Origin of the sequence: Pollutimonas bauzanensis (assembly GCF_040393045.1) — a bacterium.
GTDB classification, from domain to species: Bacteria; Pseudomonadota; Gammaproteobacteria; order Burkholderiales; family Burkholderiaceae_B; genus Pollutimonas; species Pollutimonas bauzanensis_A.
Window position 1 is genome coordinate 1 of record NZ_JBEBUX010000060.1, and the last position, 23109, is coordinate 23109.

24 protein-coding genes are annotated in these 23109 nt (G+C 55.0%); 8 read left to right on the forward strand and 16 right to left on the reverse strand.

The window, feature by feature from the left end; all coding sequences use genetic code 11:
• The 6 genes from ABWO67_RS11010 to ABWO67_RS11035 form a co-directional block, all read right to left on the reverse strand.
• The coding region (locus ABWO67_RS11010) for an alcohol dehydrogenase catalytic domain-containing protein (protein WP_353151746.1) at positions 1–149 on the reverse strand (149 nt) is incomplete at its 3' end.
• A gap of 13 nt (positions 150–162) precedes the next feature.
• On the reverse strand, positions 163–1377 hold the full coding sequence (locus ABWO67_RS11015) for an ABC transporter substrate-binding protein (RefSeq protein ID WP_353151748.1): 1215 nt from the start codon (positions 1375–1377) through the stop codon (positions 163–165).
• 57 nt (positions 1378–1434) lie between these two features.
• The gene (locus ABWO67_RS11020; RefSeq protein ID WP_353151704.1) at positions 1435–2982 is read right to left on the reverse strand and encodes a class I adenylate-forming enzyme family protein; all 1548 of its coding nucleotides are present in this window, start codon (positions 2980–2982) and stop codon (positions 1435–1437) included.
• Positions 2983–3033: 51 nt separating this feature from the next.
• Positions 3034–4008 carry a Bug family tripartite tricarboxylate transporter substrate binding protein gene (locus ABWO67_RS11025; protein WP_353151706.1) on the reverse strand — a complete coding sequence of 325 codons (975 nt, stop codon included), beginning with the start codon at positions 4006–4008 and terminating at the stop codon, positions 3034–3036.
• A gap of 39 nt (positions 4009–4047) precedes the next feature.
• Positions 4048–4512, reverse strand: a complete 465-nt coding sequence (locus ABWO67_RS11030; RefSeq protein ID WP_353151708.1) for a MaoC family dehydratase — start codon at positions 4510–4512, stop codon at positions 4048–4050.
• Positions 4502–5758, reverse strand: a complete 1257-nt coding sequence (locus ABWO67_RS11035) for a CaiB/BaiF CoA transferase family protein (protein WP_353151710.1) — start codon at positions 5756–5758, stop codon at positions 4502–4504. Before ABWO67_RS11035 ends, ABWO67_RS11030 begins: the two co-directional genes overlap by 11 nt.
• A 73-nt stretch (positions 5759–5831) precedes the next feature.
• On the opposite strand from ABWO67_RS11035, the gene ABWO67_RS11040 reads away from it, so the two are divergent.
• Positions 5832–6731, forward strand: a complete 900-nt coding sequence (locus ABWO67_RS11040; protein WP_353151712.1) for a LysR family transcriptional regulator — start codon at positions 5832–5834, stop codon at positions 6729–6731.
• Positions 6732–6767: 36 nt separating this feature from the next.
• Here the strand turns inward: ABWO67_RS11040 and ABWO67_RS11045 are convergent, their stop codons facing one another.
• Complete coding sequence (locus ABWO67_RS11045; protein WP_353151714.1) at positions 6768–7571, reverse strand: crotonase/enoyl-CoA hydratase family protein; 804 nt, start codon at positions 7569–7571, stop codon at positions 6768–6770.
• Positions 7572–7812: 241 nt separating this feature from the next.
• Between ABWO67_RS11045 and ABWO67_RS11050 the strand changes: the two genes are divergently transcribed.
• Together ABWO67_RS11050 and ABWO67_RS11055 are read left to right on the forward strand one after the other, a co-directional pair.
• Positions 7813–8964, forward strand: a complete 1152-nt coding sequence (locus ABWO67_RS11050; protein ID WP_353151716.1) for an acyl-CoA dehydrogenase family protein — start codon at positions 7813–7815, stop codon at positions 8962–8964.
• Positions 8965–8973: 9 nt separating this feature from the next.
• Positions 8974–10002: an acyl-CoA dehydrogenase family protein gene (locus ABWO67_RS11055; RefSeq protein WP_353151718.1), complete on the forward strand. Its 1029-nt coding sequence runs from the start codon at positions 8974–8976 to the stop codon at positions 10000–10002.
• Positions 10003–10013: 11 nt separating this feature from the next.
• Here ABWO67_RS11055 and ABWO67_RS11060 read toward each other — a convergent pair whose 3' ends face one another.
• On the reverse strand, positions 10014–10247 hold the full coding sequence (locus ABWO67_RS11060; protein WP_353151720.1) for a hypothetical protein: 234 nt from the start codon (positions 10245–10247) through the stop codon (positions 10014–10016).
• A 314-nt stretch (positions 10248–10561) separates the two neighbouring features.
• Between ABWO67_RS11060 and ABWO67_RS11065 the strand changes: the two genes are divergently transcribed.
• Positions 10562–11434 carry an ATP adenylyltransferase family protein gene (locus ABWO67_RS11065; RefSeq protein ID WP_353151722.1) on the forward strand — a complete coding sequence of 291 codons (873 nt, stop codon included), beginning with the start codon at positions 10562–10564 and terminating at the stop codon, positions 11432–11434.
• Positions 11435–11490: 56 nt separating this feature from the next.
• Here the strand turns inward: ABWO67_RS11065 and ABWO67_RS11070 are convergent, their stop codons facing one another.
• The 3 genes from ABWO67_RS11070 to ABWO67_RS11080 are packed head-to-tail and all read right to left on the reverse strand — an operon-like array spanning position 11491 to position 14366.
• On the reverse strand, positions 11491–12024 hold the full coding sequence (locus ABWO67_RS11070; RefSeq protein WP_353151724.1) for an ureidoglycolate lyase: 534 nt from the start codon (positions 12022–12024) through the stop codon (positions 11491–11493).
• On the reverse strand, positions 12021–13484 hold the full coding sequence (locus ABWO67_RS11075; RefSeq protein WP_353151726.1) for a M20 family metallopeptidase: 1464 nt from the start codon (positions 13482–13484) through the stop codon (positions 12021–12023). Before ABWO67_RS11075 ends, ABWO67_RS11070 begins: the two co-directional genes overlap by 4 nt.
• 60 nt (positions 13485–13544) lie before the next feature.
• Entirely contained in the window at positions 13545–14366 is an 822-nt protein-coding gene (locus ABWO67_RS11080) for a MetQ/NlpA family ABC transporter substrate-binding protein (RefSeq protein WP_353151728.1), read from the reverse strand.
• 202 nt (positions 14367–14568) lie between these two features.
• Between ABWO67_RS11080 and ABWO67_RS11085 the strand changes: the two genes are divergently transcribed.
• The 3 genes from ABWO67_RS11085 to ABWO67_RS11095 all read left to right on the forward strand — a co-directional run bounded on the left by ABWO67_RS11085 (position 14569) and on the right by ABWO67_RS11095 (position 17285).
• Positions 14569–15642 (forward strand): DUF6817 domain-containing protein, encoded by a 1074-nt coding sequence (locus ABWO67_RS11085; RefSeq protein ID WP_353151730.1) that lies wholly within the window; start codon positions 14569–14571, stop codon positions 15640–15642.
• A gap of 169 nt (positions 15643–15811) precedes the next feature.
• Positions 15812–16462, forward strand: a complete 651-nt coding sequence (locus tag ABWO67_RS11090) for a class I SAM-dependent methyltransferase (RefSeq protein WP_353151732.1) — start codon at positions 15812–15814, stop codon at positions 16460–16462.
• A gap of 97 nt (positions 16463–16559) precedes the next feature.
• Positions 16560–17285, forward strand: a complete 726-nt coding sequence (locus ABWO67_RS11095; protein ID WP_353151734.1) for an RNA pseudouridine synthase — start codon at positions 16560–16562, stop codon at positions 17283–17285.
• A 5-nt stretch (positions 17286–17290) separates the two neighbouring features.
• On the opposite strand, the gene ABWO67_RS11100 is transcribed toward ABWO67_RS11095, so the two are convergent.
• The 4 genes from ABWO67_RS11100 to ABWO67_RS11115 all read right to left on the reverse strand — a co-directional run bounded on the left by ABWO67_RS11100 (position 17291) and on the right by ABWO67_RS11115 (position 21779).
• A complete protein-coding gene (locus tag ABWO67_RS11100; RefSeq protein WP_353151736.1) occupies positions 17291–18295 on the reverse strand; it encodes an extracellular solute-binding protein in 1005 nt (334 codons plus the stop codon).
• 21 nt (positions 18296–18316) lie between these two features.
• Positions 18317–19981: an ABC transporter permease gene (locus ABWO67_RS11105; RefSeq protein WP_353151738.1), complete on the reverse strand. Its 1665-nt coding sequence runs from the start codon at positions 19979–19981 to the stop codon at positions 18317–18319.
• A gap of 8 nt (positions 19982–19989) precedes the next feature.
• Positions 19990–21045, reverse strand: coding sequence for an ABC transporter ATP-binding protein (locus tag ABWO67_RS11110; protein WP_353151740.1), 1056 nt, complete (start codon positions 21043–21045; stop codon positions 19990–19992).
• A 74-nt stretch (positions 21046–21119) separates the two neighbouring features.
• On the reverse strand, positions 21120–21779 hold the full coding sequence (locus tag ABWO67_RS11115; RefSeq protein ID WP_353151750.1) for a thiopurine S-methyltransferase: 660 nt from the start codon (positions 21777–21779) through the stop codon (positions 21120–21122).
• A 165-nt stretch (positions 21780–21944) separates the two neighbouring features.
• Here ABWO67_RS11115 and ABWO67_RS11120 point away from each other — a divergent pair, with 165 nt between their 5' ends.
• Positions 21945–22427, forward strand: a complete 483-nt coding sequence (locus tag ABWO67_RS11120) for an acyl-CoA thioesterase (protein WP_353151742.1) — start codon at positions 21945–21947, stop codon at positions 22425–22427.
• Between the two features lie 39 nt (positions 22428–22466).
• Here ABWO67_RS11120 and ABWO67_RS11125 read toward each other — a convergent pair.
• The coding region (locus tag ABWO67_RS11125; RefSeq protein ID WP_353151744.1) for a GNAT family N-acetyltransferase at positions 22467–23109 on the reverse strand (643 nt) is incomplete at its 5' end.

Below are 23109 nucleotides of genomic sequence, written 5' to 3' on the forward strand. Positions count from 1 at the left end.
TCGTAGCCGCCTTCCCAAATGTGGATATCGCTGTGGCACACACCGGCGGCGCGCACCTGCAGGAGCACTTCTGTACCTTTCGGTTCAGGGGTTGGAATATCTTGCTGTAATAGGGGTTCGCGAAAATTGACAACGCAAAAGCATTTCATGAAAGGGCTCCTGTCAGGATTTTTTTACTAGGGGGCATTCGCTTTCAGCCAGTGGTACGAATAATTCGTTGCCGGGAATGGTGGCCAGAATCTTGTAGACATCATTGGAAGACTTGGATTCCGCAGGTTTTTTAACTTCAACCTGGTACATGTCCATGATGACTCGTCCATCTTCCGGGCGCACTCGGGCATTATTGATAAGTTGAGTCTGCACAGGCAGTTCGCGGATCTTGGCATTGACCTTCTCGTTATCGAAGGTGCCTGCGGCCTTGACCGCTTCCAGGTAGTGCATGGTAGAGACATACGATAAGGCCTGTACCATGGAGGGTGCCCGGGCGAAGCCGGTTTTTTCCTGCCAGCGTTTGGTCCATTCACGCGTGCCCTCATTGGCATCCCAGTAAAACGGGGTTGTGAATGTAAGCCCCTGGGCGTAGTTCAGGCCCATGCCGAAAACGTCATTGATGAACACCAGGAAGGTAAGCATCTTTTGCTTGCCGTTATTCAAGCCGAAATCTTGCGCTTGTTTTATTAGGTTGATCAGATCCCCGCCAGCGCTGGCCAAGCCGATAACGTCGGCTTGCGAGGATTGCGCCTGCAGCAGATATGAAGCGAAGTCGGAAGAGCCTAACGGGTGCCGTGTGCTACCCGCAAGTTTTCCGCCGTTGTCTTTTACGAAACGCGTGGCGGTTGATTCCATGGTCTTGCCGAAAACATAGTCGGTAGTAATGAAATACCAATTTTTCCCACCCGATTTCACGGTGCTTCCTACTACGGCATTGGCTAGCGCATAGGTATCCGGCGCCCATTGGGTACTTACGCTCGAGCATTGCTTGCCGCTGAAGTCTCCGGCAAAACCGCCGCTGATTAGTGCAACGCCTTTCTTTTCGACGGCTACGTGCATTGCTGCAAGCCCTGTGGAACTTGCTCCGCCGTCGACCACTGCCACCAGGTTCTGCGTATCGAACCAATTACGCACCATGGTCGAGGCTACATCCACTTTGTTTTGACTATCTCCGCCGATGACTTCTATTTTCTTGCCTAATACCGAGCCGCCGAAGTCTTCCACCGCCATGCGGGTGGCGATTTCAGAGCCTAATCCGCCCAAGTCGGAATAAATGCCCGACCTGTCGTTGGATACCCCGATACGAACAACGTCAGTCGCCTGCGCTGCCGCTTGGCTCGATAGCAGGGCGAGTGCGCCTGCCAAAGCTGAAAATCTGAACTTCATAAACTTCATGTTGTGTCCCCTCTGTTTTTTTATGGATACCAGCCGCTTCTGTGTTGGTTACATGTCGTTAGTCAGTGTGTGTAGTTCCTTTTTAAGCACTTTTCCAATGGAGCTTCTGGGCAACTGGTCTAGAAAGCACAGCTTTTTGATGCGCTGCATTTTGCCTAGCCTGGCGTTAACCCAGTCCAGCAGATCCGTTTCCGTCAGGTGTTCACCGCTATTCACGACAACAAATGCCACTGGGATTTCCCCCCACTCTTCCGAATGCATGCCAACCACCGCCGCTTCCAGAACGTTGTCGTGTTGGTGCAGCTCGGCCTCAAGATCGCTGGGGTAAATATTGAAGCCCCCCGAAATTATCATTTCTTTGCGCCTGGCCATCAAAACAAAGAAGCCGTCTTCGTCGAATTTCCCGATATCGCCCGACTTTAGAAAACGCTTTCCCTCTGGGGAAAACCATTCAATTTCTTTGCTTAACGCGTCTTGGTTTTTGTAGCCCAGCATCATGGCTATGGAATGGCCTGCAACCTCGCCCACCTGTCCTGGCGCCACTTCGTTGCCTTGTTCATCCAGAAGCTTCATTTCGCTTTCGGGACTTGGCTTGCCCACCGTGTGTAATTTGTCGGGATACTTGTGCGCTTCCAGCACGAAAACACCCCCGCCTTCCGTCATGCCGAAGGTTTCAATCAAGTCGCCGGGCCAACGGGCAATCAGGGCTTGCTTAAGCGCTTTTGAAAATGGCGCACTGGTGCAAAATTTTTGCCTGAATGAGGAAAGGTCATAAGTATCGAAGTCGGGGAAGTTCATGAAGCGCTGATACTGAACAGGAACCAGCATGGTATGCGTGGCTTTATGCGTTTGCGCCAGTTCAAGATAAGACCGCACATCGAACTTTTTCATGACCACCGTCGTCGCACCGCGAGTCAGGGCCGCGTATAGCGCGACCAGGGTAGTGTTTGAATAGAGCGGCGTGGAGCTTAGTAATGTGGAGTCGCAATCGATTCCTGTCATGCGGCGGCTGCTGTGCACCCATCTCATGGCAACGGGATGCACAATGCCCTTTGGCACGCCCGTGGTCCCGGATGAATAGATGATATTGATGGGATCGCAAGCTTGGGGGGCAGGCCTGGTGTATTCGGATGCCTCGTCTGAAAGCCAATGCCGCCATGCTTGCGCCGGGCTATCCAGGCATACTGTTTTCAGGCCGTGACCGTCCAGCATGGTTTCCAACAAGGGCGCCGTACTGGTATCAATAAAAGTTAGTGTCGGCGCGGCGTCGAGCATCATGGCTTCAAGGGCCTTTGCGCTCGCGCTGGGGGACATGGGCGCAATGACAGCCCCGTACCGGATCGCACCAAAAAATACGGCCAAGTATTCAAGACTGGTCGCAGCACAAATGGCGACGACGTCACCTACTTGTAAATCGTTTTTTTTGAACGTGTGGGCAACCTGGTTGAGCAGGGCATCGAACTGCCTGTATGAAATGACTTCTTCATCAATGATCAGCGCCGGATGATCCGGCCTGATCTTTGCATGCAGCCTTATGCCGTCGGTGACCAGCGCTGACTCGCGGGCGAGTAATTGCTCCAGGGTTTCTATTGTCATGGCGTTGCTTATTGCTTAAAAAGCGATAGTGTATGGCTTTAACCCTAGGCGTCAATCCAGTTTTACGCCGGCGGCACGGATGACATCGCCCCAGCGTTTGGTTTCGCTGCGAATGTAGGCGTCATATTCAGCGGGGGAAGACCCTAATGCCTGTGCGCCCTGCGCTTCAAGCTGTTTGCGCATCGTATCTGTCTTCAGTGCTGTGCGGATTTCGGCATTCAGCTTGTCGATAATCGCGGGTGGGGTGCCTGCGGGAACGACAATGCCTTGCCATGCTCCCATTTCAAATCCAGGAATGACTTCTTCAGCCGCAGTGGGTACGTCGGGCAGCGTAGCGCTGCGTTCTTTGCTGGTAACGGCCAGCGCTTTGACCCGGTTTTCGCTGATGAATGGCAAGGAGTCATTCAGGGTGTTGGTCATGAACTGGACTTGCCCGCCGACCAGGTCGGTCATGGCGGGCGCGCTGCCACGATAAGGGATGTGCTGCGCGTCGATTCCTGTTGACTGGTTAAACAGGAATGCGCCCAAATGCGTGACGTTGCCCGCGCCAGCCGAACCATAGGAAAGCTTGCCGGGATTTTTCCTGGCATAGTCGATAAATTCTTTGACTGTATTGACCGGTACGGATGGGTGGGTCAGCAGCACTAGCGGGATAACGGCCGTGGACGAAACGGCGTCGAAGTCTTTTTCCGGATTCAGGGCCAGCTTGGTGTACAGGTTGGGCGCCAGGGAAATGGATGAGGTGTTGTACAAAATCGTGTAGCCATCGGGCTTGGCTTTGGCCGCGGCCGTCATCCCGATAGTGGCATTTGCACCGGCCTTGTTCTCGACGACGACAGTCTGGCCCAACTGCTGGGAAAGTTGCGACGCCATCAGGCGAGCCACCAGGTCAGTCGGACCGCCAGGCGGGAAGGGGACTATCATCGTAATGGGACGATCAGGCCAAGTGGCGGCCTGGGCGGTAACGGTCATTGCCAGTGGAAGCGCGAGCAAGGCTGTGACGATATTTCTACGTACGGTATTCATTGTTGTCTCCTTTATTTATTGTTTTGATGATGACGCGTTTTAATCCGGTCTTCCTGCCAGCATGCGTGTCGCGGTATAGGTAATCACATCTTTCCCATCCTGGTTCTTGACGTCGATACGGGAAGTGACTATCGCCCGGTTATGTTTCGAGGTCGGGCGCAGCGCAGTAATTTCGATTTCGGCCCAGACCGTATCGCCAACGATGACCGGCGCCAGCATTTTCTTATGGACCTCGAGCAATGCGAGGCCTGTTCCCTGAACCATGCCTTGCATGATCAACCCTTCGATCAAACCATAGGTCAGGGCGCCGGGGACAGGCCGTCCTTTCATGGCGCCATGCTCGAAAGTGGTATCGATAAAGATGGTTTCCAGCATACCGGTGACGCTGACGAAATTGACGACGTCGGTTTCCGTAATGGTGCGCCGGAATGTTTTGAAGCGCTGGCCTACGGACAGTTCTTGCCAATAATATCCGCGGCCGAGAGTGGGTAGGTTATTGTTCATCGGTGTTCCCTTTCAATGGGTCTGTGTCAGTGATTGGCGCTGGGCCTATAGCGGCTTTGCTTGCCTTCATGGCGGTAATCTGTGTCTCCGATAGGCCGGCCTGAGACAATATTTCCCAGGTGTGTTCGCCCAGGCGGGGCGGCATGGCGGGTTCGACGTTGCCTTGCTCCATACGAACGGGGCTGCGTGTGAATCGATAGGTTTTTTGTTCTGTATCCGGTATGTCCACAAAAAAATCCACGCTTTGCAAGTGCGGGTCTTGTTCAAGGTCGTCCAGCGAATTCATGCGCGTTGCCGGTATTTCCTGTTGCGCGCAAAACTCGAGCCAGTCTTCGGTAGAGCGCTGCAGCATGATGGTGCCCACCAGTTCGTACAGTTCGCCGATGTGGCGTGTGCGCGCGGCGATATCGGTAAAGCGCGGATCGGCGGCGATCGCCGGATTGCCGCTGCCTTCGAAGAAGCGTTTCCAGTGGTTGTCGGTATAAGGCAGGATGCAGACATAGCCGTCCGCCGTTTGATAGGGTTTGCGCCAGGGGGTAAGCGTGCGGGGGTAGCCCGCTGGTTCGTTTGCATCGACAAGGTGGCGGCCGTAAAAGTGCTCGACCAGCATATAGGATGTCATGGATTCGAACATCGGCACTTCGACGAATTGTCCCTGTCCAGTGCGTTCGCGCTGAAAAAGCGCAGCCAATATGGCGTGGGCCGCGATCAATCCGCAAGTTTTATCGGCGGCGATGGTGGGCAGGTAGCGGGGCGTTCCGGTTTGCCGCGCCATGATGTCAGCGACACCGCTTAGCCCCTGGATGGTGTCATCATAGGCGGGCTGGCCCTGGTATGCGCCGCCGTTTCCGAAGCCGTGCAGCCCTGCGTAAATAAGCCGTGGGTTGCGGGCGCGCAAGGTATCGGGATCCAGGCCCAGGAGCGCCATTTTCTGCGGCCGCACGCTGTGCATGAAAACATCGGCTTGATCGACCAGCGTAAGCAGCGCGTCGCGCGCGGCGGCTTGTTTAAGGTCCAGCACAAGACTGCGCTTGTTTCGATTGATACCAAGAAATATTGCGGACAGCCCAGGCTCGAAGGCCGGGCCTGTATGGCGCGTGGAGTCGCCGCTGGGCGCTTCGATCTTGACGACATCGGCGCCATAATCGGCCAGTATCTGCGACGCATAAGGGCCGAAAACGACCGTTGTCAGGTCGAGTACGCGGATGCTGCCCAAGGCAGCGGAGGGGGGAGTATTTGTCTTCATGGCATGAAGAGTCTATTCTTGGCTCCCGATAACGGTCTAATATTGTTTATCTATCAAGCGATAATAAAAAAGCATGGCTATTACCCTTCGTCAATTCCAGCAGTTTATTACCATTGCCCAGTTTGGCAGCTATCGGCAGGCTGCCGAACAGCTTTTTATTGCACAGCCTGCTTTGTCTGTGTCGATACAGAAGCTGGAAAGCGAGGTTGGTGCTCAGTTGCTGGAGCGTGGCGCAAAAGGGGTGACCTTGACGCCTGCGGGCCAAGCTTTGATGAAAGACGCGCAAGCCGCTCTTTTTTATGCTGACCAAGCTTGCCGTTCGGCCCGCTTGGTTGCTCTAGGGGAATGGGGTACGTTGCGACTGGGGTTCGTCGGGTCGGCAACCTATACCTTGCTGCCATTGTGTGTTCCGGCTTTTCGCAGCAAGCATCCCGATGTGAAGGTCGAGCTGCGAGAGGACAGCACAATAGGCCTGATCAATCTGGTGCGCAATCACGAAATTGATGCGGCTGTCGTCAGGGGGCCGATTGCAGACGACCCGGCCATCGAGGCGTGGGTGCTCGAACACGATGATCTCATGTTGGCCGTACCGGCCGGTCATCCGCTGGCGGCCCGCGAGAAAATCGCCCTGCGCGAATGTCGTAACGAAGACTTTGTGCTGTATGCGTCTACGGCGGTGCCCGGTCTGCATGGCGAAGCCCTGTCTTTGTGCCATAAAGCGGGGTTCACACCCCGTGTCAGCCAGGAGGCCATTCAGGTGCAAACCCAGCTGAGCCTGGTGGCAAGCGGGATGGGGATAGCACTTGTGCCAGCGGTGACCAGGTCTTATTCACCCCAACATGTCCATTTCATCAAACTCACCGATACGGCTGCGCACAAATGCTTGTCCTTGTCGCTGGTGGCTTGCCGAGATACACCGTCAATGCTGGTGACCCGCCTGCGCGATACGATACTTGAGCTGGTTGCGCGATAAAAGGCAGGCGGCTGCTATGGCGTATTTCCGCTCAGGTCATGGCGTGCCGGCTTTTTTCTCTGACCGTTTCTTCATGAAGGTCTCGACCGCCTTGGCGTGATCGGCGGTTTTGTGCGCAATGGCTTGAAAACCCGCCGACATTTCCAGCAGCGTGTCGAGCCGGCTATGTTGGCCTTCATGCAGCAAGCGCTTGCTCATTCTTACCGCTGCAGGGGGATTCGCAGCAATACGCAGCGCCATTTTGCGGCATTCCTCCAGTAGCGAGTCGGGCGCGACAGCTTTGGATATCAGTCCCCAAGCCAAGGCTTGTTGCGCATCGATCGGGTCGCCTGTAAGTGTCATTTCAGCGGCACGAGACATACCGATAAGACGAGGCAGGAACCAGGCGCCCCCATCCCCGGGGATAAGGCCGAGCTTGACGAAGCTCTCCGCGAAAATCGCATGTTCTGCAGCGATACGAATATCGCACATGCAGGCAAGGTCGAACCCCGCTCCGATGGCCGGACCGTTTATTGCGGCAATAGTCGGTACTTCCAGTTTCTGCAGGGCAAGGGGCAGTCGTTGTATGCCTTGTTGATACTCATGGCGTAGTGTCACGCTGTCAACGTCCGGTTGAAGCTGCCGCTGCATTTCCGGAATGCTGCCGCCAGAAGAAAAGGCCTTGCCCGCCCCGGTAATGATGACAACACGGACCGTTGGATCGGCTTCGATGCGTTGAAAGGCTGCCAGGAATTCTTTGACCAGATTGTTGCCGGTCAGGGCATTGCGGGTTTCCTGATGATCCATGGTCAAAAGCACGATGCCGTGCTCGTCTTGAGCGAAATGCAGTGTCTGGTTCATTGTTTGTCTCGTTAAATTATGCGGGCCAGTGCGTTTACGCTGATTCCTGGCCGTGCAGGGTATGCATAAAGAATAGAAGGGCTGAGCCATTCAATCCAATATTATTTTTGTCAGCAATGATAACGAAAGCGTATCGGGTTTGAAGAAAATAATATTAGACACGCAGGGGCGCAGGCTGGATAGTATCGGCAGGAATTCCTAAATTGCGCCGCCGACACCGATACAAGGACTGCATGCGAAGATGATAGATACGCTAGAACTGACTGAAATCCCGAAGGAAGACGAGGCATTGCGTACGGAAATCCGTGCGTTCCTGAATGAGGCCGTCGGGTCAATGCCGCCAGACATCCGCGCGCGATCCTGGCTGGGGTTCGATGCCGACTTCAGCCGCCGGCTGGCCGACCGAGGATGGGTGGGGTTGACCTTGCCTGTTGAATATGGCGGCGCTGGCAAAGGGCCCTTCGCGAGGTTCGTGATGTCGGAAGAATTGTTGGGCGCGGGCGCTCCCGTTTCCGCGCACTGGATTGCCGATCGTCAAAGTGGCCCCTTGATCCTGAAGTATGGAACCGAAGCGCAAAAACTGTTTTATTTGCCGCGCATTTGCAAAGCGCAGGCGTTCTTTTGTATTGGGATGAGCGAGCCTAATTCGGGCTCTGACCTTGCAAGCATTCGGACTCGGGCGGTGCCTTCTCCTGGCGGCTGGCTGCTGAACGGCAGCAAGATTTGGACGACGAATGCCCAGCACTCGCAATATATGATTGCGCTGGTGCGCACTTCGGGCGAGACCGCCGACAGATACAAAGGCTTATCGCAGATCATTATCGATTTGAGCCTGCCAGGCGTAACTGTGCGTCCGATCAAAGACCTGGCCGGAGACGAGCACTTCTCGGAAGTGTTTTTCGAGAATGTCTTGTGTCCTGAGGATGCCTTGATAGGCATCGAGGGCAATGGTTGGGCTCAGGTGAATGCCGAGCTTGCCTTCGAGCGCAGCGGACCTGAACGTTTGTATTCCAGTGTGGTCCTGGTGGAGGGCTGGTTGCAGCACTGCCGGCAAATTGGCGTTGCAGACACTGCGACTGCTGCAACGCTCGGCCAGATCGTTTCGTGGCTGGCTGTGTTGCGGGCACTGTCGATTTCACTAGCCGGCAAGCTGGCTCGCGGGGAAAGTCCCGCTCTCGAGGCCAGCCTTGTCAAAGATCTGGGGACGGAAATAGAACAGGCCATCCCGCGGCTGATTGGCGACGTCCTGGCGTCATCTCCCGACACGCCTGTTCCCGCATCGTTGCGCAAAACACTGGTCTATCTTGAGCAGATGGCGCCCTCGTTTTCATTGCGCGGCGGTACGCGTGAAATTCTGCGAGGCATTATCGCCCGCGGCCTGGGGTTACGGTAAGGAATAGTGATGGATAATTTGTTTTCCGAATCGGTCGAGCGACTGTTCTCTCAAGTCGCCACGCCGGTGGCAATACGCGCTATTGAACAAGGCGCCAGTACCAACGCTATGTGGCAAGAGCTTGAGCAGTCTGGATACCTCGATGCATTAGTCCCGGAAGCCCAAGATGGGGCCGGACTGACCTTGGCTCAGGTGTTCCCGATGTTGCTATCAGCGGGCAAGCACGCAGTGCCGCTGCCTTTCGCGCAAACCATGCTGGCGCGTGCCTGGCTCACAGCTGCAGGAGTGGTGCCGCCATCAGGTGCGATCACCATTGCCGGGCTGGAGGCGTCGCTGCTACAAAACGGCGCCATCCAGGCCGACACCGTGCCTTTCGGTTGGGTTTCCCAATGGGTATTGGCCGATCTCGGCGATTATGCGGCTTTGTTACCGGTGGCTGACGCAGATAGCGAGCACGCTGGGGGGTACGGTAGCTTATGCGCCACATTACGATGGAATGAATGGCCGGCTACAGCGGTAAAAATTCCGTTGGGTTCACCATTGTCGCTGCCGGACCTTGCCGTACTGGCCGCCGCAGCCCTGGCTTCATTGATGGCGGGTGCGGCAGACCGCGTTCTTGCCTTGACGTTGGATTATGCGAATCAGCGCAGCCAGTTTGGCAAGCATATAGGCAAGTTTCAAGCTGTCCAGAGTCAGATCAGTGTCATGGCGGAACGAACCTGGGCTTGCCGCATGGCGGCGCAATTGGCATGCCAGGGAAAGGCCTGGGCTCCACAGCTTTTGTTGGCGGCAGTAGGTAAAAGCCGCTGCAGTGAGGCGGCCGCCATCATTGCCGATATCGGGCATGCAGTGCATGGCGCTATCGGCGTTACCCAAGAGTACGATTTGCAGTTGTACACGCGCAGATTGCGGGAGTGGCGTTTGTGCGGCGGCGGGGAAACGTATTGGGCCAGCCGTATCGGTGCGCAGCTATTGCATCATTCTGATAAATCGGCTTTGGCGTTTATCTGCGATGAGCTTTCTGCTGGAAGTCAGTGAAAGTGGGTAGGCTAGTGTAGGCCGGTGGTGGCCCAGGTCGCCCCCTGCCAGATAAGCAGTTCGGCCAAACCCTTGGCTTCTTCGACGCTCAAACCCTGTTCCATCATTGTGAATACAGAAAAATCAAAGCCAGAGGCTGGCGTCATTTGCCAGCTGTTGCCATTGCTTTCCAGTTCAAGCCCGGAGCAATGCATAACATTGCCATTGGGCAGCCTCGTCCAGATACTGTTTTGTGTTGTTGGCAATTCAGTCTCCAAGGTTTTATCTCTCTTGATGATGGTAAGCGCAGGAAGACTTTGCCATCTGAAATCTGCTAAGTGTGAGGCAGCGACAGTGAGTGCTTGGTCTATGATAATGCATAGTTTATCGTAGTTTAATCAATTTTTTGCATATTGAAAGCTTAAATAATGTCAATTTTTCAATCTTATTAGTTGTTTAATAAGGGTTTTCGATTGGAAACAGGCGTGCTTACGTGTAATCCCTGGCGGCGTCGGGTTGTGACCCACAAACTGTTGTAGCATTGGGTAAAAACCTAGAATCAATTAAAAAGGGGGACACAATGACGACAGCATTCATGCAGGCGGTCGATTTACGCAGCGCCGACGCACGGATGTCCGGAGCCTTGCAGCCCATTGACGCAGAACAAACCGAGATCCAGGACCAGGGCTTTACGTTTACCGTACGCTGGCTTTCATCCTTGTCGGCAAAAGATGCTGCCAAAGTAGCCATGCCCGGTGGTCCTCGCGACCCTGATTTCAACCCTTTTTTGTCGCCTGATCCAGCCCTTACCGTGGGGCCGATTGGCGATCGGCATGTTGCCATACTGAACAAGTTTCCCGTGTGCGATCGCCATTTGGTGCTTGCACGGCAACAATTTGAAGAACAACTGACGCCGCTTGCGCTGGAAGACTTCTCGGCGCTTTCACTCATCATGTCTGAATCCGGCGGGCTTGGTTTTTACAACGGCGGGCCCCAAGCCGGCGCCAGCCAGCGACACAAACATGTGCAATGGATACCCAATGCCAAAGGGAATGCCAGTTTGCGTTTTTTCGTATCGGGATTGCCGGGTGGTTTGCCGGAGCAGGCCGTTGCGGTTCATCCCCGCCTTCCCATCAAACATGTCTTTGTGCGCGTGCGTTGCGGGCTGGGTACGGCAACACACGCATCGGCGTCAAGCCTGCATCAGGCTTTTGGACTGGCGTGTCGCACATTGGGCCTGACGACCGACGAAAATGGTTTGCTCTCGCCATTCAACATGCTTGCCGATAATGGCTGGCTGCTGGTTGTGCCGCGCAGTCGGGAACATGCACATGAGGTCTCGGTCAATGCGTTGTCTTATGGTGGCACGTTATATGTGCGCCATCCCGAACAAGTCGATGCCATCCGCCGAGTCGGGCCGCTAGCCGTTCTGGCCCAGGCGGCTTATTCCTGACCTGCTTTAGTCCAGCGATAACAAGGTGTTAGCTTGACGCTTCGGTTGCAGATACTTCAGACTTGCAGCAAATATGGCTGTTCTAGCGTGAACATGGCGCTTTCGCGCGCTGGCTTATGATTCTCAAGGTAATCGACGAGCTCAGCAGTCGTCGAGGCGCGGGTCAGCATCAAGCAGCTTACTTGGGCATCAACGACCTGCGTGGCATGCCAACAGCCGGTGTGCATGCATATGCCGTTCCCTGGAGCGATATAAAACGCTTTCAAGGTGGCTGGGTCGGGTCGTAGGCCAGATGCGTCGCTTAGGGCGACAACATGAATTACGCCTAGTGGCCCCAATGGCACTATTGCCTGTTCCGTCAGCCAATGTACTTCCAGTGCATTGACCGTTCTATCGTTCTTTCGATAATTGACCCAGAGCACTTCAGGTTTGCCTTGGTCGCCACAGTCAAAAAAATGTTGATGCCAGAAATCGGTTGCGGAATTCGTGAATGAAGGCGAGTCGTTGCCATAGGGGCGGCCCCATACCGCTCCGTAGGGGGAAAAGGCGGCAACGTCGAGCGGTTCTACCGGTAGGTGTGCCGGACTCATAATGCGGCTATTGTTTGTGCTACGGCTGCGGTAAGCTTTTTCCCATAAGGCACATGCAAGAATTCATTTGGCCCATGGGCATTCGATTGCGGCCCAAGTACACCGCAGACCATGAACTGCGCTTTAGGGAAGCCGGATTGCAGCAAACTCATTAAGGGGATGGTGCCGCCTTGCCCGATGTAACCGCAGGGGGCGTCATAGTATTGCCGAGAGGCGGCATCCAGCGCCGCAGTTAACCATGGAGCGGATTCTGGCGCGTTCCAGCCAGTCGCTGCGCCTTGATCGGGCTTAAATGTCACTTTTGCGTTGTAGGGGGCGTCGGATTCCAGCAGCGACTTCAATTCTTGCACTGCAGCAACCGCATCAATGAGGGGCGGCAAGCGCAGTGACAGCTTGAATGCCGTGCGTGGTCGCAACACATTGCCTGCGCTGCTGAGCGGTGGCAGCCCTTCGGCTCCAGTGACGGACAACGTAGGCTTCCACGTGCGATTTAGCAGCGCAGTTTCGGGGTCGGTGGTCATGGGCAATACGAACCCGCCCTCGGCCCCGCAGCTCCAGGGGAAACGGCGCCAGACTTCATCACCGAGGATTTTGGCCGTTGCACGTACTTGTTCGATACGGGTTGCGGGGACTTCGCAGTGAAAGCTTTGCGGCAGCAAGCGGCCGCTGGCGCTGTCTTCCAGCCGGTCAAGCAGATGCCGCAAAATGCGGAAACTGGATGGCACCACTCCGCTGGAGTCGCCTGAATGCACGCCTTCATCCAGCACTTGTACTTCCAGTGTGCCTGCCACCAATCCACGCAATGAGGTCGTCATCCAGAGCTGGTCGTAATTGCCAGCGCCCGAATCAAGGCAAACTACAAGGGCCACATTTCCCAATTTTTCGCGTAATGCGTCCACATAAGGCAGCAGGTCGTAGCTACCTGACTCTTCACAGGTCTCGATCAGGCCCACGCAACGGGGTCGGGGGATACCTTGCTTATCGAGCGCCATAATAGCTGTCAGCGATGCATAGACCGCATAGCCGTCATCGGCTCCGCCGCGGCCGTAAAGCTTATCGTTTTCGTATTTTGGCGTCCAAGGCCCCAGATCGGAGCGCCAGCCGCTGAATTCAGGCTGCTTATCAAGATGGCCGTACATAAGTACCGTATCGCCATTGTCACTACGAGTTGCCGGCGCATCGAAATAGATAACGGGGGTGCGGCCAGGCAGGCGGACAACCTCGAGGGTCAGACGCGAGACTTTTTGGGCCTCGACCCATTGCGCCGCGTCGCTTACGACGCGGTCGATATAACCATTCTTGGCCCAATCGGCGTCGAATGCTGGGCTTTTCGCCGGAATGGCAATGTAGTCCACAAGAGCCGGAATGATTTCGCGGTCCCATTTTTCGTCTACGTAAGCCTGCAAGGCATGAGGATCAAGTACAGGCGGTAAGGCGGTGTCGGGGATGCGTGCATTCATGGCGATTTCCTGGCAGGTGCGGATGCATTGATTCTACGCCGATGAGTCCTCGACGCGCCACTACCAAGCGGTTGTATAGGCGCCGGGGAATGTTTTTTCGACGAATTGTTTTGTCTCTTCGGATTGATACGCTTTGACGAAACGGGCGATGCGGGGATCAGCTTTATTGTCTTCCCGTGCCGCAATGACGACGACGGCAAACTCGGCATCCTGGGTTTCAAGCGCCAGGGAATCCTTCGTAGGAGACAGGCCTGCCGGTATGGCGTAGGCCGAATTTACCGCTGCGGCGTCCACATCCGCCAGCGAGTGGGGCAACTGGGCTGCTTCAATCTCGACGAACTTCAGTTTCTTTGGATTTTCGGCGATATCAAACAATGATGCAGTCACGGTGATGCCTGGCTTGAGCTCGATCAGTTTTGCGGCCTGCAATACCAGTAGGGCGCGGGCACCGTTGGTTGGATCATTGGGAATGGCGATGCGCGCGCCATCCGGCAGGTCGGCCAAGGACTTGTGCCGCTTGGAATAGATTCCCATTTGCTGAACTACGGCATTGGCGACGGGTGTCAGCTTATAGCCTCGCGCGCTGTTTTGGGATTCCAGAAACGGGCGGTGTTGATAAATGTTGATGTCCAGATCGCCAGCATCGAGCGCTGCGTTGGGCTGGATGAAATCGCTGAATTCGATCAGTTTTACTTGCAAGCCATGTTTTTCGGCAAGCTGTTTCACCACCTCGCCAATCTGGGCATGAGGCCCTGCCGTGACGCCTACGCGCAAAGGCTGCTCTTGGGCTACCGCCGGGGCGGCGACTAGCGTAATTGCAACCGTGGCGGCTGCTACAGCTTGGCGCAATTGATAAAACGGACTGCGAGATGATGTATGCATGAAATACTCTTTAAACATTGAGCGCGGTGGAAAACTTCCCTGCCGCAGGAAACAGTAGCCTGGCATTTTAGGCGTGAACTGTTTAATACTTAAAGATATAAATTATCATTTATTTAGATTTAAAAGAAATATAGTACGGATTACACTGACGGTCACCTCGGTATGCGCCGCTATCCATCCTCGTCTTACCTATTTTTCTTTTATGTCCGCAATTCCTGAACTCCATCGCTACACGGTAGACCTGTTGGCCGATAATCACGCCGCGATCGATGCCGATCTGCCTTCTTTGCTTGAGCTCTTGTTTAGCCGCAGCGCCAGTGAAGACTGGCACAAGGCAGGTACCTTCAAGCACCATTTGCTGGGAGTCTATCGCAGCCTTGCCTTGTGGGATCAACCGCGCGAGGTACGCTTGCTGGGTTTGTTCCACAGCGTTTACGGCAACGAGTATGTCAACCTGACATTGTTCGACCGCGAGCGTGAACGCGATACCTTGCGCGCTGCGTTGGGAGAAGAAGCCGAGTCTTGGGTCAGCCTTTTTTGCGCCATGCCACGGACCCGCTTTGTGCAAGCGATTCTTGAAGGGCAGGGCATTGACGGGCAAGGACTTGAGCTGGCTGATGACAAGGGCCGGATAGTTCGACTGACGCCCAGGCAAGTTGCCGCTTTTATTGTCGTGACGGTCGCCGATGTCGGAGAGCAATGGCATAGTTGGCAGGACGAGATATTTTCCGGCTACCCCTACCAGCAACGTCGCGATTTGGCGCCGCATTGGGCCGCGTCCTTATGGCCAGGCCCTTTGAAACCGCCGGCGAATATTCTGAATAGACTGTCAAGGCTGTTGCATGCGCTGCACTCGCTTCCCGCCACCACCGGAATTCCTATTCCTCCGGCTTTCGACCAAGGCAGGGGCGTCATTCAGGCCAAGAATGAAGCGGCTGCCTCGGCTCTCTATTGGCAGGTGATTACGCGGATGCAACCGCTGACTGAAAGCCAGACCGCCCGGCATTTGCTCGAGTCAGCGATTGATAATAATCCCTGGGTGGGTGAGCCCCGCTTGCTGCTGGCGCAATTGGCGATGACTCAAGGTGATTGGACAACCGCCGAGGCACAATCTTTGGCGGGTTTACATGCCTTGCAGGCTTGGGGCACTGCATGGGATAAGCGGATTGCATGGGAAGGCTGGATCGCCTGGGCCCGCATACTGTTGCAGAGTGCGCGGAAACGCAAGTGGCCCGACAGCCTTGGCGCCCTAAATGGGCTGGGTCTGGTCGAATAGCCCTTACGATATACCAGCGCTGAGTAGGCTTATTCTGGCCAGTTGGGGTTATTGTGGGCATACTCAAGGGCCTTACCACAACGAATAAGGCCTTTAAGATGCTAGTTTCATGACGGCGCCGGGTTATAGAACCAGGCAAGAGCGTATCGCGATATCCGGAGTCCCTGACTTGGTCATCCGTTCTTTGCTTGACCATCAACAGTTCTACGATCCGACCGGTGCGGCAGAGCGCCTGGGCATATGTTCCGCCTCCTGGCCTTTATTTGGCCTTTTGTGGCCTTCCAGCGTGCGGTTGGCCGAGCAGTTTGCGCAAAGGCCTGTTTGCCCCGATGAACGAATACTCGAAATTGGCTGCGGGCTGGCGTTAGCCAGTCTTGTCGGGCACAGGCAAGGCGCGCGCATCACAGCCAGCGATCGCCATCCGCTGGCCGAGGCATTTCTCGAAGAAAATGCCAGCCTGAATGACTTGACGTCAGTACAGTACCGACACGGCCAATGGGGGGCCACCAGCAAGCCGAGCCTGGAGGACATAGGGGCAGAGCACCTTTCCGCTCGTTATGATTTGGTCATTGGCAGCGATTTGCTCTACGAACGCGATACTCCGGAAATGTTGGCCAGCTTTATTGACGACCATGCGACCGCGAGCGCCGAAGTCTGGATGGTGGATCCCGACCGAGGGCACCGGTCCGCTTTCAATCGCCATATGGCGACGTATGGTTTCCAGCTCATGCGCGATACACGGCTGGGTCGATCCTTGCCGTCGGCGGTAGCGGCTCAGGACTATAAGGGTCGATTGCTGGTCTATCGACGTCAACCTTAGCCGGACTCTCGGGCGCAGTCCGAGTCGTCTACAATGGCCCGTGGCATCTTTTAGCCTTACGGCGCGCGCCACAGCGCGCCATTCCGACTGGCCAGCAATGACTGAATCCGTACGCTTAAGCAAATACCTCGCCGACCGATTTTCCTGTTCACGCCGCGAGGCCGAGAACTATGTGCAAGGCGGTTGGGTTCGGGTAGATGGGCAAATCATTGAAGAACCGGGCTTGCGTATCGAACCCCATCAAAAGGTCGAGCTGGCCACGAATGCCCGTTCGGAAGATCATAAGCCCGTTACTATTTTGTTGAATAAACCTGAGGGCTACGGCACAGGGTCAGGGGGGCGGCCGGCCGGAGGACTCATCACCGCAGAAAACCAGGCGCAGGATGACCGTTCCGATCGGCATTTAGTGAAAATGGATCTTAAAGACCTGAACCTGCTTATGCCGCTGGGTACGGATACCTGCGGGCTGATCGTCTTTACACAAGAGTACGGCATCGCCCGCAAGCTGACAGACGATAGCGCCAAAATCGAACAAGAATACGTTGTAGAGGTGGTCGGTGAACTGTCGGCCAGCGGATTGAAACAGTTAAATCATGGGCTGTCGTGGCGTGGCGCGCCTGTGGCGCCCATGAAGGTCAGTTGGCAGAGCGATACCCGCCTGCGATTTGCGCTCAAGAACCCGCAGCCTGGCTTGATTGCCGATATGTGTCGGCAAGTTGGTTTAACAGTAGTCAGCATCAAGCGTATACGCATTGGCCGGTTGCCCATGGCCGGCCTGCCCAGCGGCCAATGGCGGTACCTTTTGGGTTACGAACGTTTCTAGCAGGTTTACTTGCCGGCCGCGTCAGTGGCCTTTTTCCAGGCGCCGATCACCGTCTCGTATTCGGCGGCAGCTTTCATTGGGTCAGTCGCCTCAACCTTGATGTCTTGAAGGTTAGGCAGCTTCGTCAGCTTTGCCACATCAATATCGGAACGGGTAGGGCGGCGGAAATTCTGTTCCAGCTCTGCCTCTTGGACTGCCTTGGAAAGCAGCACATCGTATAGCGCATGGGCAGATGCAGCGCCATTTTTCGGGTTTTTGATGACAGCAACGGCTTCCGGCGCGACGAATGCGCCTTCACTGGGGTAGACGATGCGAACCTCTTTTTGTCCGCCCGCGATATACGCGTAGGCAGCATATTCCATGGTGATGCCCAGGGCATACTCGCCATTGGCGACGCTTTTATAAATTTGAGCCGAGCTTTTCGAGATGTCGGCGTTGGCGACGAGTTTGTTGAAACCGTCTTGGCCGAACAGCTGATATAAGCCATACATTTGATCGTAAGTGCTGCCCGAGGTTGCCGGATCACCCACGATAAGCTTGCCTTTCCATTTTGGATCGAACAGATCGCTCCAGGTTTTAGGCGCTTCGGCGCCTTTTAGCTGCTTGTCATTAACCATGATGATCATGACATGCGCGTTGGTGCCGGCCCATAGATTGTTTGGTCCGATAAACCTTGGGTCAATGCCTTTGGCTTCGGGCGACTGGTAGGGCTCGAAGTTTTGTTTGAAAGCAGCCATGGTGCCAAAGCCTGCGCCCCATACGACGTCGCCCAAAGGATTCTTGGCTTCTGCTTCGATGCGCTTCATCAGCGCGCCAGTGCCCGACGTGACCTTCTGGATCTTCAGGTCAGGTGCGGATTTTTGGGCAATGTCCGTGGCCGTATCGATGGTTTGGACAGTGTTGGATGTGTAAACGACTGCATCTGCCGCATGGGATGCATGGCCCAGCATTAGAGCGGCGCCGCCTAGGGCGTAGGCCAGGTAACGCTGTACAAAGTATGAGCTTGGCATAAGTTTCCTTCAGGTAAGTGCTTAACGGCTGGAAAACAGATCGAGTTTCAAAAAACGCACGGCCAGGTATACGGGCACAATGATTACCACCATCAAGATAACGCCGTAAGCCGATGCCCTGGCCAGATAGCCGGCATCGATCTGGCGGAACATCTGGATGGGCATGGTTTCCATACCGCCGTAATACAGGACGATGGTCGCTGAAATTTCTGCCAGGGAAGTTACCCACATCAGGATGGCGGCGCCCAGTATGGCGGGCTTCATGACAGGTAACACGACTTTGAAAAAGCTGGCAATGGGTGATACCCCCAGATTGATTGAAGCTTCTTCTATAGAGTCGGGGATGCTGTACAGGGATGCCGAGGCGGAGCGGATGGAAAAAGGGACCTTGCGCACAAAGTAGGCCGACGCCATGATGACCCATGTGCCAGTCAAGACGATCATGCCACTGTTATAAGTATGGATCAGCGCGATGCCCAGTACCGTGCCCGATATCGCCAGCGGCAGCATGACGACATAATCCAGGGCACTGACCACCCACAGGCGCTTCTTGACGATAAGGTAACTGGCCACGGTGGCAAAACAGGTGCCAGCGATAGAGGCCACGCTGGCCAGCATTAGTGAGTTAATGATGGGCTCGGGGGCGTTGCGCAATGCGCGCTCCATATTTTCCAGGGTGAATGTGCCGTACTGCATGACAGGGCCACTGGCCTTGGTGAATGCTCCGATCAATACAATCACCGCCGGAATCATCGAGAAAGCCACGAATAGCATGGCGCTTAATGTCAGGATTACGGCGCCGAGTCCAGTTGCGCGAACCGCCAACGGAGCCCGGCCCTGTTGCATTTGATAGGTCTTGCGTTCGACGATGCGCTTTTGAATGAACAGCACGAAGCCAACCAGAACCACCGAAACAACGGCCAGCACGCTTTGCATGGTCGGGTTTCCGCCCATTTCCGACAGGAAGGTGGTGTAGGTCAGTGACGATAAGACGTCGACCCTGCCGCCGAGAATCATAGGGATGGAAAAATTATCGACAGCCAGCGTAAAGACGATCATTGCGTTGATCAGTAGTGCAGGAACCAACACGGGGATAGTGACCGTCATGGCGCGTCTGAAATTGCTTGCGCCCAGATTTACCGCTGCTTCTTCTATAGTGCCATCGATGGCTTTCAAGGCTGCCAGCATCCCTATGTAAACATAGGTGTAATCGTTCAGGATCAGCGTAAACGTCATCCCGAACCAGCCATAGAAATTGGGGAGGTCTATGCCGATGGATTCCAGCGCCAGCCTGGCAATGCCGTTATTCCCGAGCAGCATCAGCCAGGCTTGCGACACGACGATATCGGGCAATACGATGGTGGCTAGCGGCAATAGTGCCACCAGGGTTTTACCGGGGAAATCATAACGGGCCACAATATAGGCAAGCGGAGCGCCCAGCAACACCGTGCCCAGAGTCGATATTGCGCCTAGCCTTATCGTATTGAAAAAGGCTTCGACATAACGTGGGTTATCAAAAAATAACCTGAAGCCCTTCAGGCTGGCTTGCCCTGTTTGCGGGTCGATGGCGCTTTGATAAAACAGCGACGCCAGCGGCCACAGCACCAGCGCAACCAGTACCAGCAAGCAAAACAGCGCCGGTATAAACCAAGGAGACCAACGGCGCTTGGTGGCGTATTCCGTCATGATATTGCCTACGCTTCGACCAGCCGGCAATCCGGGCTGAAGCTAAGGAATACACGGTTGCCCGGGGAATAGGCCGGGTCGCTTGCAGCGGAGATATCGGCATTGATGATTCTTCCGTCGTCCAGGCGCAAGGCATAAGTTGCCTTGAAGCCCAAGTAGCGCCGGTACACGATTTCCGCCGGAACACGGCTAAAGTCGTCGCTCGCCTGGTCGTGCAGGCTTATGTGCTCAGGCCGTGCTGCTAACTGGCTTTTCTTGGTTGACGTCTGTCCGGACACCAAGGCTTGCCCGCCAGCGATGGTGACCAGGCTATTCTCGCCCTTGGATAGCAAGGTTTGCACCTCGATCAAGTTAGCTGCGCCAATAAAGTCGGCGGCATAAGCCGTTCTGGGCCGGGCATACAGGCCTTCAGGGGTGTCCAATTGATCGATCCGGCCATTGCGCAATAACGCGATGCGGTCGGACATCGACAGCGCCTCTTCTTGGTCGTGCGTCACGAAAATGGCGGTAATGTTGGCTTCCTGCTGCAACTGCCGAATGACATCGCGCATTTGTATGCGCAGCTTCGCGTCCAGATTGGATAATGGCTCATCCATTAGCAAGACGCGCGGTTCGATCACCAGGGCGCGAGCCAGTGCCACCCGTTGGCGTTGGCCGCCGGACAGCTCGCCAGGCGTGCGTTTTGCCAAATGGCCGAGTTCGACGCGATCAAGCAAGTGTTCGACTTTTTGTTTTATTTGCGCGCCCGAGAATTTACGCACCCGCAGGCCATAGGCCACATTGTCGAAAACGGTTTTGTCGGGAAACAGGGCATAGTCCTGAAAGACCATGCCGGTGTCGCGCTTATGCGCCGGTAAATAAGTGATGTCTTGATCATCAAGCAGGATACGGCCCGCGTCCGGAGTGATGAACCCCGCGATCATACGCAGTAAGGTGGTCTTTCCGCAGCCGCTGGGGCCGAGCAATGTGAAGAACTCGCCATGAGCGATTTGCAGACTCAAGCCGTCAATAATGGTTGCGTCACCGTAGCGTTTGACAACGCCGTCTACCGTTATTTTTGCCATGGGTTACTCGACGCTCAGGATGACTGGAAACGATTAAAGATGTCGGGATTGTGACAGAAATAAAACGATAATTGTCAAATCCGACGACGCAGTCCATACACGACAGTATCCAACTGAGTCAGGCCGCGCTCAGCGAATTTAGGTTCTTTGGCCAGGATGTCGCGCCGATCAATGACTTCCACGAGGGTATGGTCACCGTACAAAGACAGCACTTCTGCTTCGTGAACCGAAAATGGCGGCCCTTCCATTTGCTCTTGGATATAGTCCAGGGTCAAGAGCAGGCCGCGGTAATCATTGGGCATTTGCCCATAGACATGCTGTACGTAGCGCTCGCGCATTTCTGGCGGTAGCGCTACTAGCGCGGCACGGTCGTAAACGCCGGTGCACTTGGCGAGCGTGGCGGCATCCAGTGCGAAAATATCGCCGCAAATCAGTTCGATATTGCCAGCTACATGATGGCGCCCCAAGGGTGATTCATGGACCTGCGGTTGCAAGTTGTTTTCTGTAAAGAACTGATCGACGGCCAGCTGCGACAGCTCTACGCCAAGCACATAGTGGCCTTGTTCAGCAAGCCAGACCATATCCAGCGACTTGCCGCATAGCGGCACGAGCACACCGCTGCCGGAAGGCAGTGATAGTGACGGCCAGTATTTTTGCAGCAAGGGCGTGACCCTGTTTTGGTGAAAAAAAGTGCGCCCATCACGCCACCGCTCCAGCCAGAAATCTGCATCCATGATTTGTCCCGATATGTTGTTTTCACGTGTGGCGACATTGTAGTGATATTCGGACGAGATCTGTCGCAAGGCTTGTCCACGACTTGGCGAAGTCCTGGGCTAATGGCTTTGGCTCTACAATGACGCTGAATGATGCATTCCCGAAACCAGACTGAAATGAGACCTATGGACCTGCCCGCGCACCAATTGACGATGACTGTCTTGATGACCCCGGATACCGCCAACTTTTCAGGCAAGGTGCACGGTGGGTCGATATTAAAGCTGCTGGACCAAGTGGCTTATGCATGCGCCAGTCGATATGCCGGCCGCTATGTCGTGACCTTGAGCGTGGATCAGGTGATGTTTCGCCAACCCATTAAAGTGGGCGAGTTGGTGACGTTTTTGGCCTCGGTCAACCACACGGGCAACTCTTCCATGGAAATAGGCATCAAGGTCATCGCCGAGGACATCAGAGGCAAAGTGGTGCGCCACGTCAATAGCTGTTTTTTTACGATGATCGCCGTCGATGATGACGGTAAGCCGGTAAAGGTGCCAGTGTTAACCCCCGACACTGCTGATGAGCAACGCCGATTCGCAGCCGCTGAAATCCGCCGGGAAGTGCGACGCGAAATGGAGAAGAAGTTCGAAGCGGCACGCAACGCGCCTTAACGCTGGTTTTGATTGAGTTGGCGAGGCACCGCGGCCTCTTTAACGATAAACAGTTCGTTGCAAACTACGTTTGGCAATGTTTTTTTCATTGAAATTGCTGTCATCAAGCCATTCGAGTATGGCGGCACGCCGCTCTGGCCATTCTTCCGACATCATCGAAAACCAATCTATATCCATTGGCACACCTCTCACGATAGCTGCGCGGCGCCATGTTCCTTCCGGGCGGAATCCGATTCGGATTGCAGCATTCCGGGATGCGACGTTGGGCGAGCAGCAACGCCAAACAAAGCGTTGATAGTTCAACTTATCGAATCCGTAAGTCATCAACAGGAAAATAGCCTCTGTCGATGCCCGTGTACGTTGAAGCGCGGGAGAAAACCAGATGCTGCCTACCTCGATGGCAGCGTCCGATGGATAGATATCACATAATGACAGCCAACCCATCGCCTTGTCTGAATCACGATCTATGACTGCCCAAAAAGGCTGGTGCGCCCGTGCGGCCAATTCTTCGACATGAGCTTCGATTGCGTCCAATGAAGGAAAGGGCCCGTATTTTAGATACGTGAATGAAAGTTCGGCTGCGCTTGAGGCTTCCCATAAGTCTTTGGCGTGTTTTAGCCCTAAGGGTTCTAGCTTGACGGTGGTACCTTCATGATCGAGTTTTTCTGGAAATCTGCAAATC

What these genes read in the sequence shown, in the direction of transcription:
- ABWO67_RS11015 (WP_353151748.1), bottom strand. Translation starts at nt 1,377, where the DNA reads ATGAAGTTCAGATTTTCAGCTTTGGCAGGCGCACTCGCCCTGCTATCG.
- ABWO67_RS11020 (WP_353151704.1), bottom strand. Translation starts at nt 2,982, where the DNA reads ATGACAATAGAAACCCTGGAGCAATTACTCGCCCGCGAGTCAGCGCTG.
- ABWO67_RS11025 (WP_353151706.1), bottom strand. Translation starts at nt 4,008, where the DNA reads ATGAATACCGTACGTAGAAATATCGTCACAGCCTTGCTCGCGCTTCCA.
- ABWO67_RS11030 (WP_353151708.1), bottom strand. Translation starts at nt 4,512, where the DNA reads ATGAACAATAACCTACCCACTCTCGGCCGCGGATATTATTGGCAAGAA.
- ABWO67_RS11035 (WP_353151710.1), bottom strand. Translation starts at nt 5,758, where the DNA reads ATGAAGACAAATACTCCCCCCTCCGCTGCCTTGGGCAGCATCCGCGTA.
- ABWO67_RS11040 (WP_353151712.1), top strand. Translation starts at nt 5,832, where the DNA reads ATGGCTATTACCCTTCGTCAATTCCAGCAGTTTATTACCATTGCCCAG.
- ABWO67_RS11045 (WP_353151714.1), bottom strand. Translation starts at nt 7,571, where the DNA reads ATGAACCAGACACTGCATTTCGCTCAAGACGAGCACGGCATCGTGCTT.
- ABWO67_RS11050 (WP_353151716.1), top strand. Translation starts at nt 7,813, where the DNA reads ATGATAGATACGCTAGAACTGACTGAAATCCCGAAGGAAGACGAGGCA.
- ABWO67_RS11055 (WP_353151718.1), top strand. Translation starts at nt 8,974, where the DNA reads ATGGATAATTTGTTTTCCGAATCGGTCGAGCGACTGTTCTCTCAAGTC.
- ABWO67_RS11065 (WP_353151722.1), top strand. Translation starts at nt 10,562, where the DNA reads ATGACGACAGCATTCATGCAGGCGGTCGATTTACGCAGCGCCGACGCA.
- ABWO67_RS11070 (WP_353151724.1), bottom strand. Translation starts at nt 12,024, where the DNA reads ATGAGTCCGGCACACCTACCGGTAGAACCGCTCGACGTTGCCGCCTTT.
- ABWO67_RS11075 (WP_353151726.1), bottom strand. Translation starts at nt 13,484, where the DNA reads ATGAATGCACGCATCCCCGACACCGCCTTACCGCCTGTACTTGATCCT.
- ABWO67_RS11080 (WP_353151728.1), bottom strand. Translation starts at nt 14,366, where the DNA reads ATGCATACATCATCTCGCAGTCCGTTTTATCAATTGCGCCAAGCTGTA.
- ABWO67_RS11085 (WP_353151730.1), top strand. Translation starts at nt 14,569, where the DNA reads ATGTCCGCAATTCCTGAACTCCATCGCTACACGGTAGACCTGTTGGCC.
- ABWO67_RS11095 (WP_353151734.1), top strand. Translation starts at nt 16,560, where the DNA reads ATGACTGAATCCGTACGCTTAAGCAAATACCTCGCCGACCGATTTTCC.
- ABWO67_RS11100 (WP_353151736.1), bottom strand. Translation starts at nt 18,295, where the DNA reads ATGCCAAGCTCATACTTTGTACAGCGTTACCTGGCCTACGCCCTAGGC.
- ABWO67_RS11105 (WP_353151738.1), bottom strand. Translation starts at nt 19,981, where the DNA reads ATGACGGAATACGCCACCAAGCGCCGTTGGTCTCCTTGGTTTATACCG.
- ABWO67_RS11110 (WP_353151740.1), bottom strand. Translation starts at nt 21,045, where the DNA reads ATGGCAAAAATAACGGTAGACGGCGTTGTCAAACGCTACGGTGACGCA.
- ABWO67_RS11115 (WP_353151750.1), bottom strand. Translation starts at nt 21,779, where the DNA reads ATGGATGCAGATTTCTGGCTGGAGCGGTGGCGTGATGGGCGCACTTTT.
- ABWO67_RS11120 (WP_353151742.1), top strand. Translation starts at nt 21,945, where the DNA reads ATGGACCTGCCCGCGCACCAATTGACGATGACTGTCTTGATGACCCCG.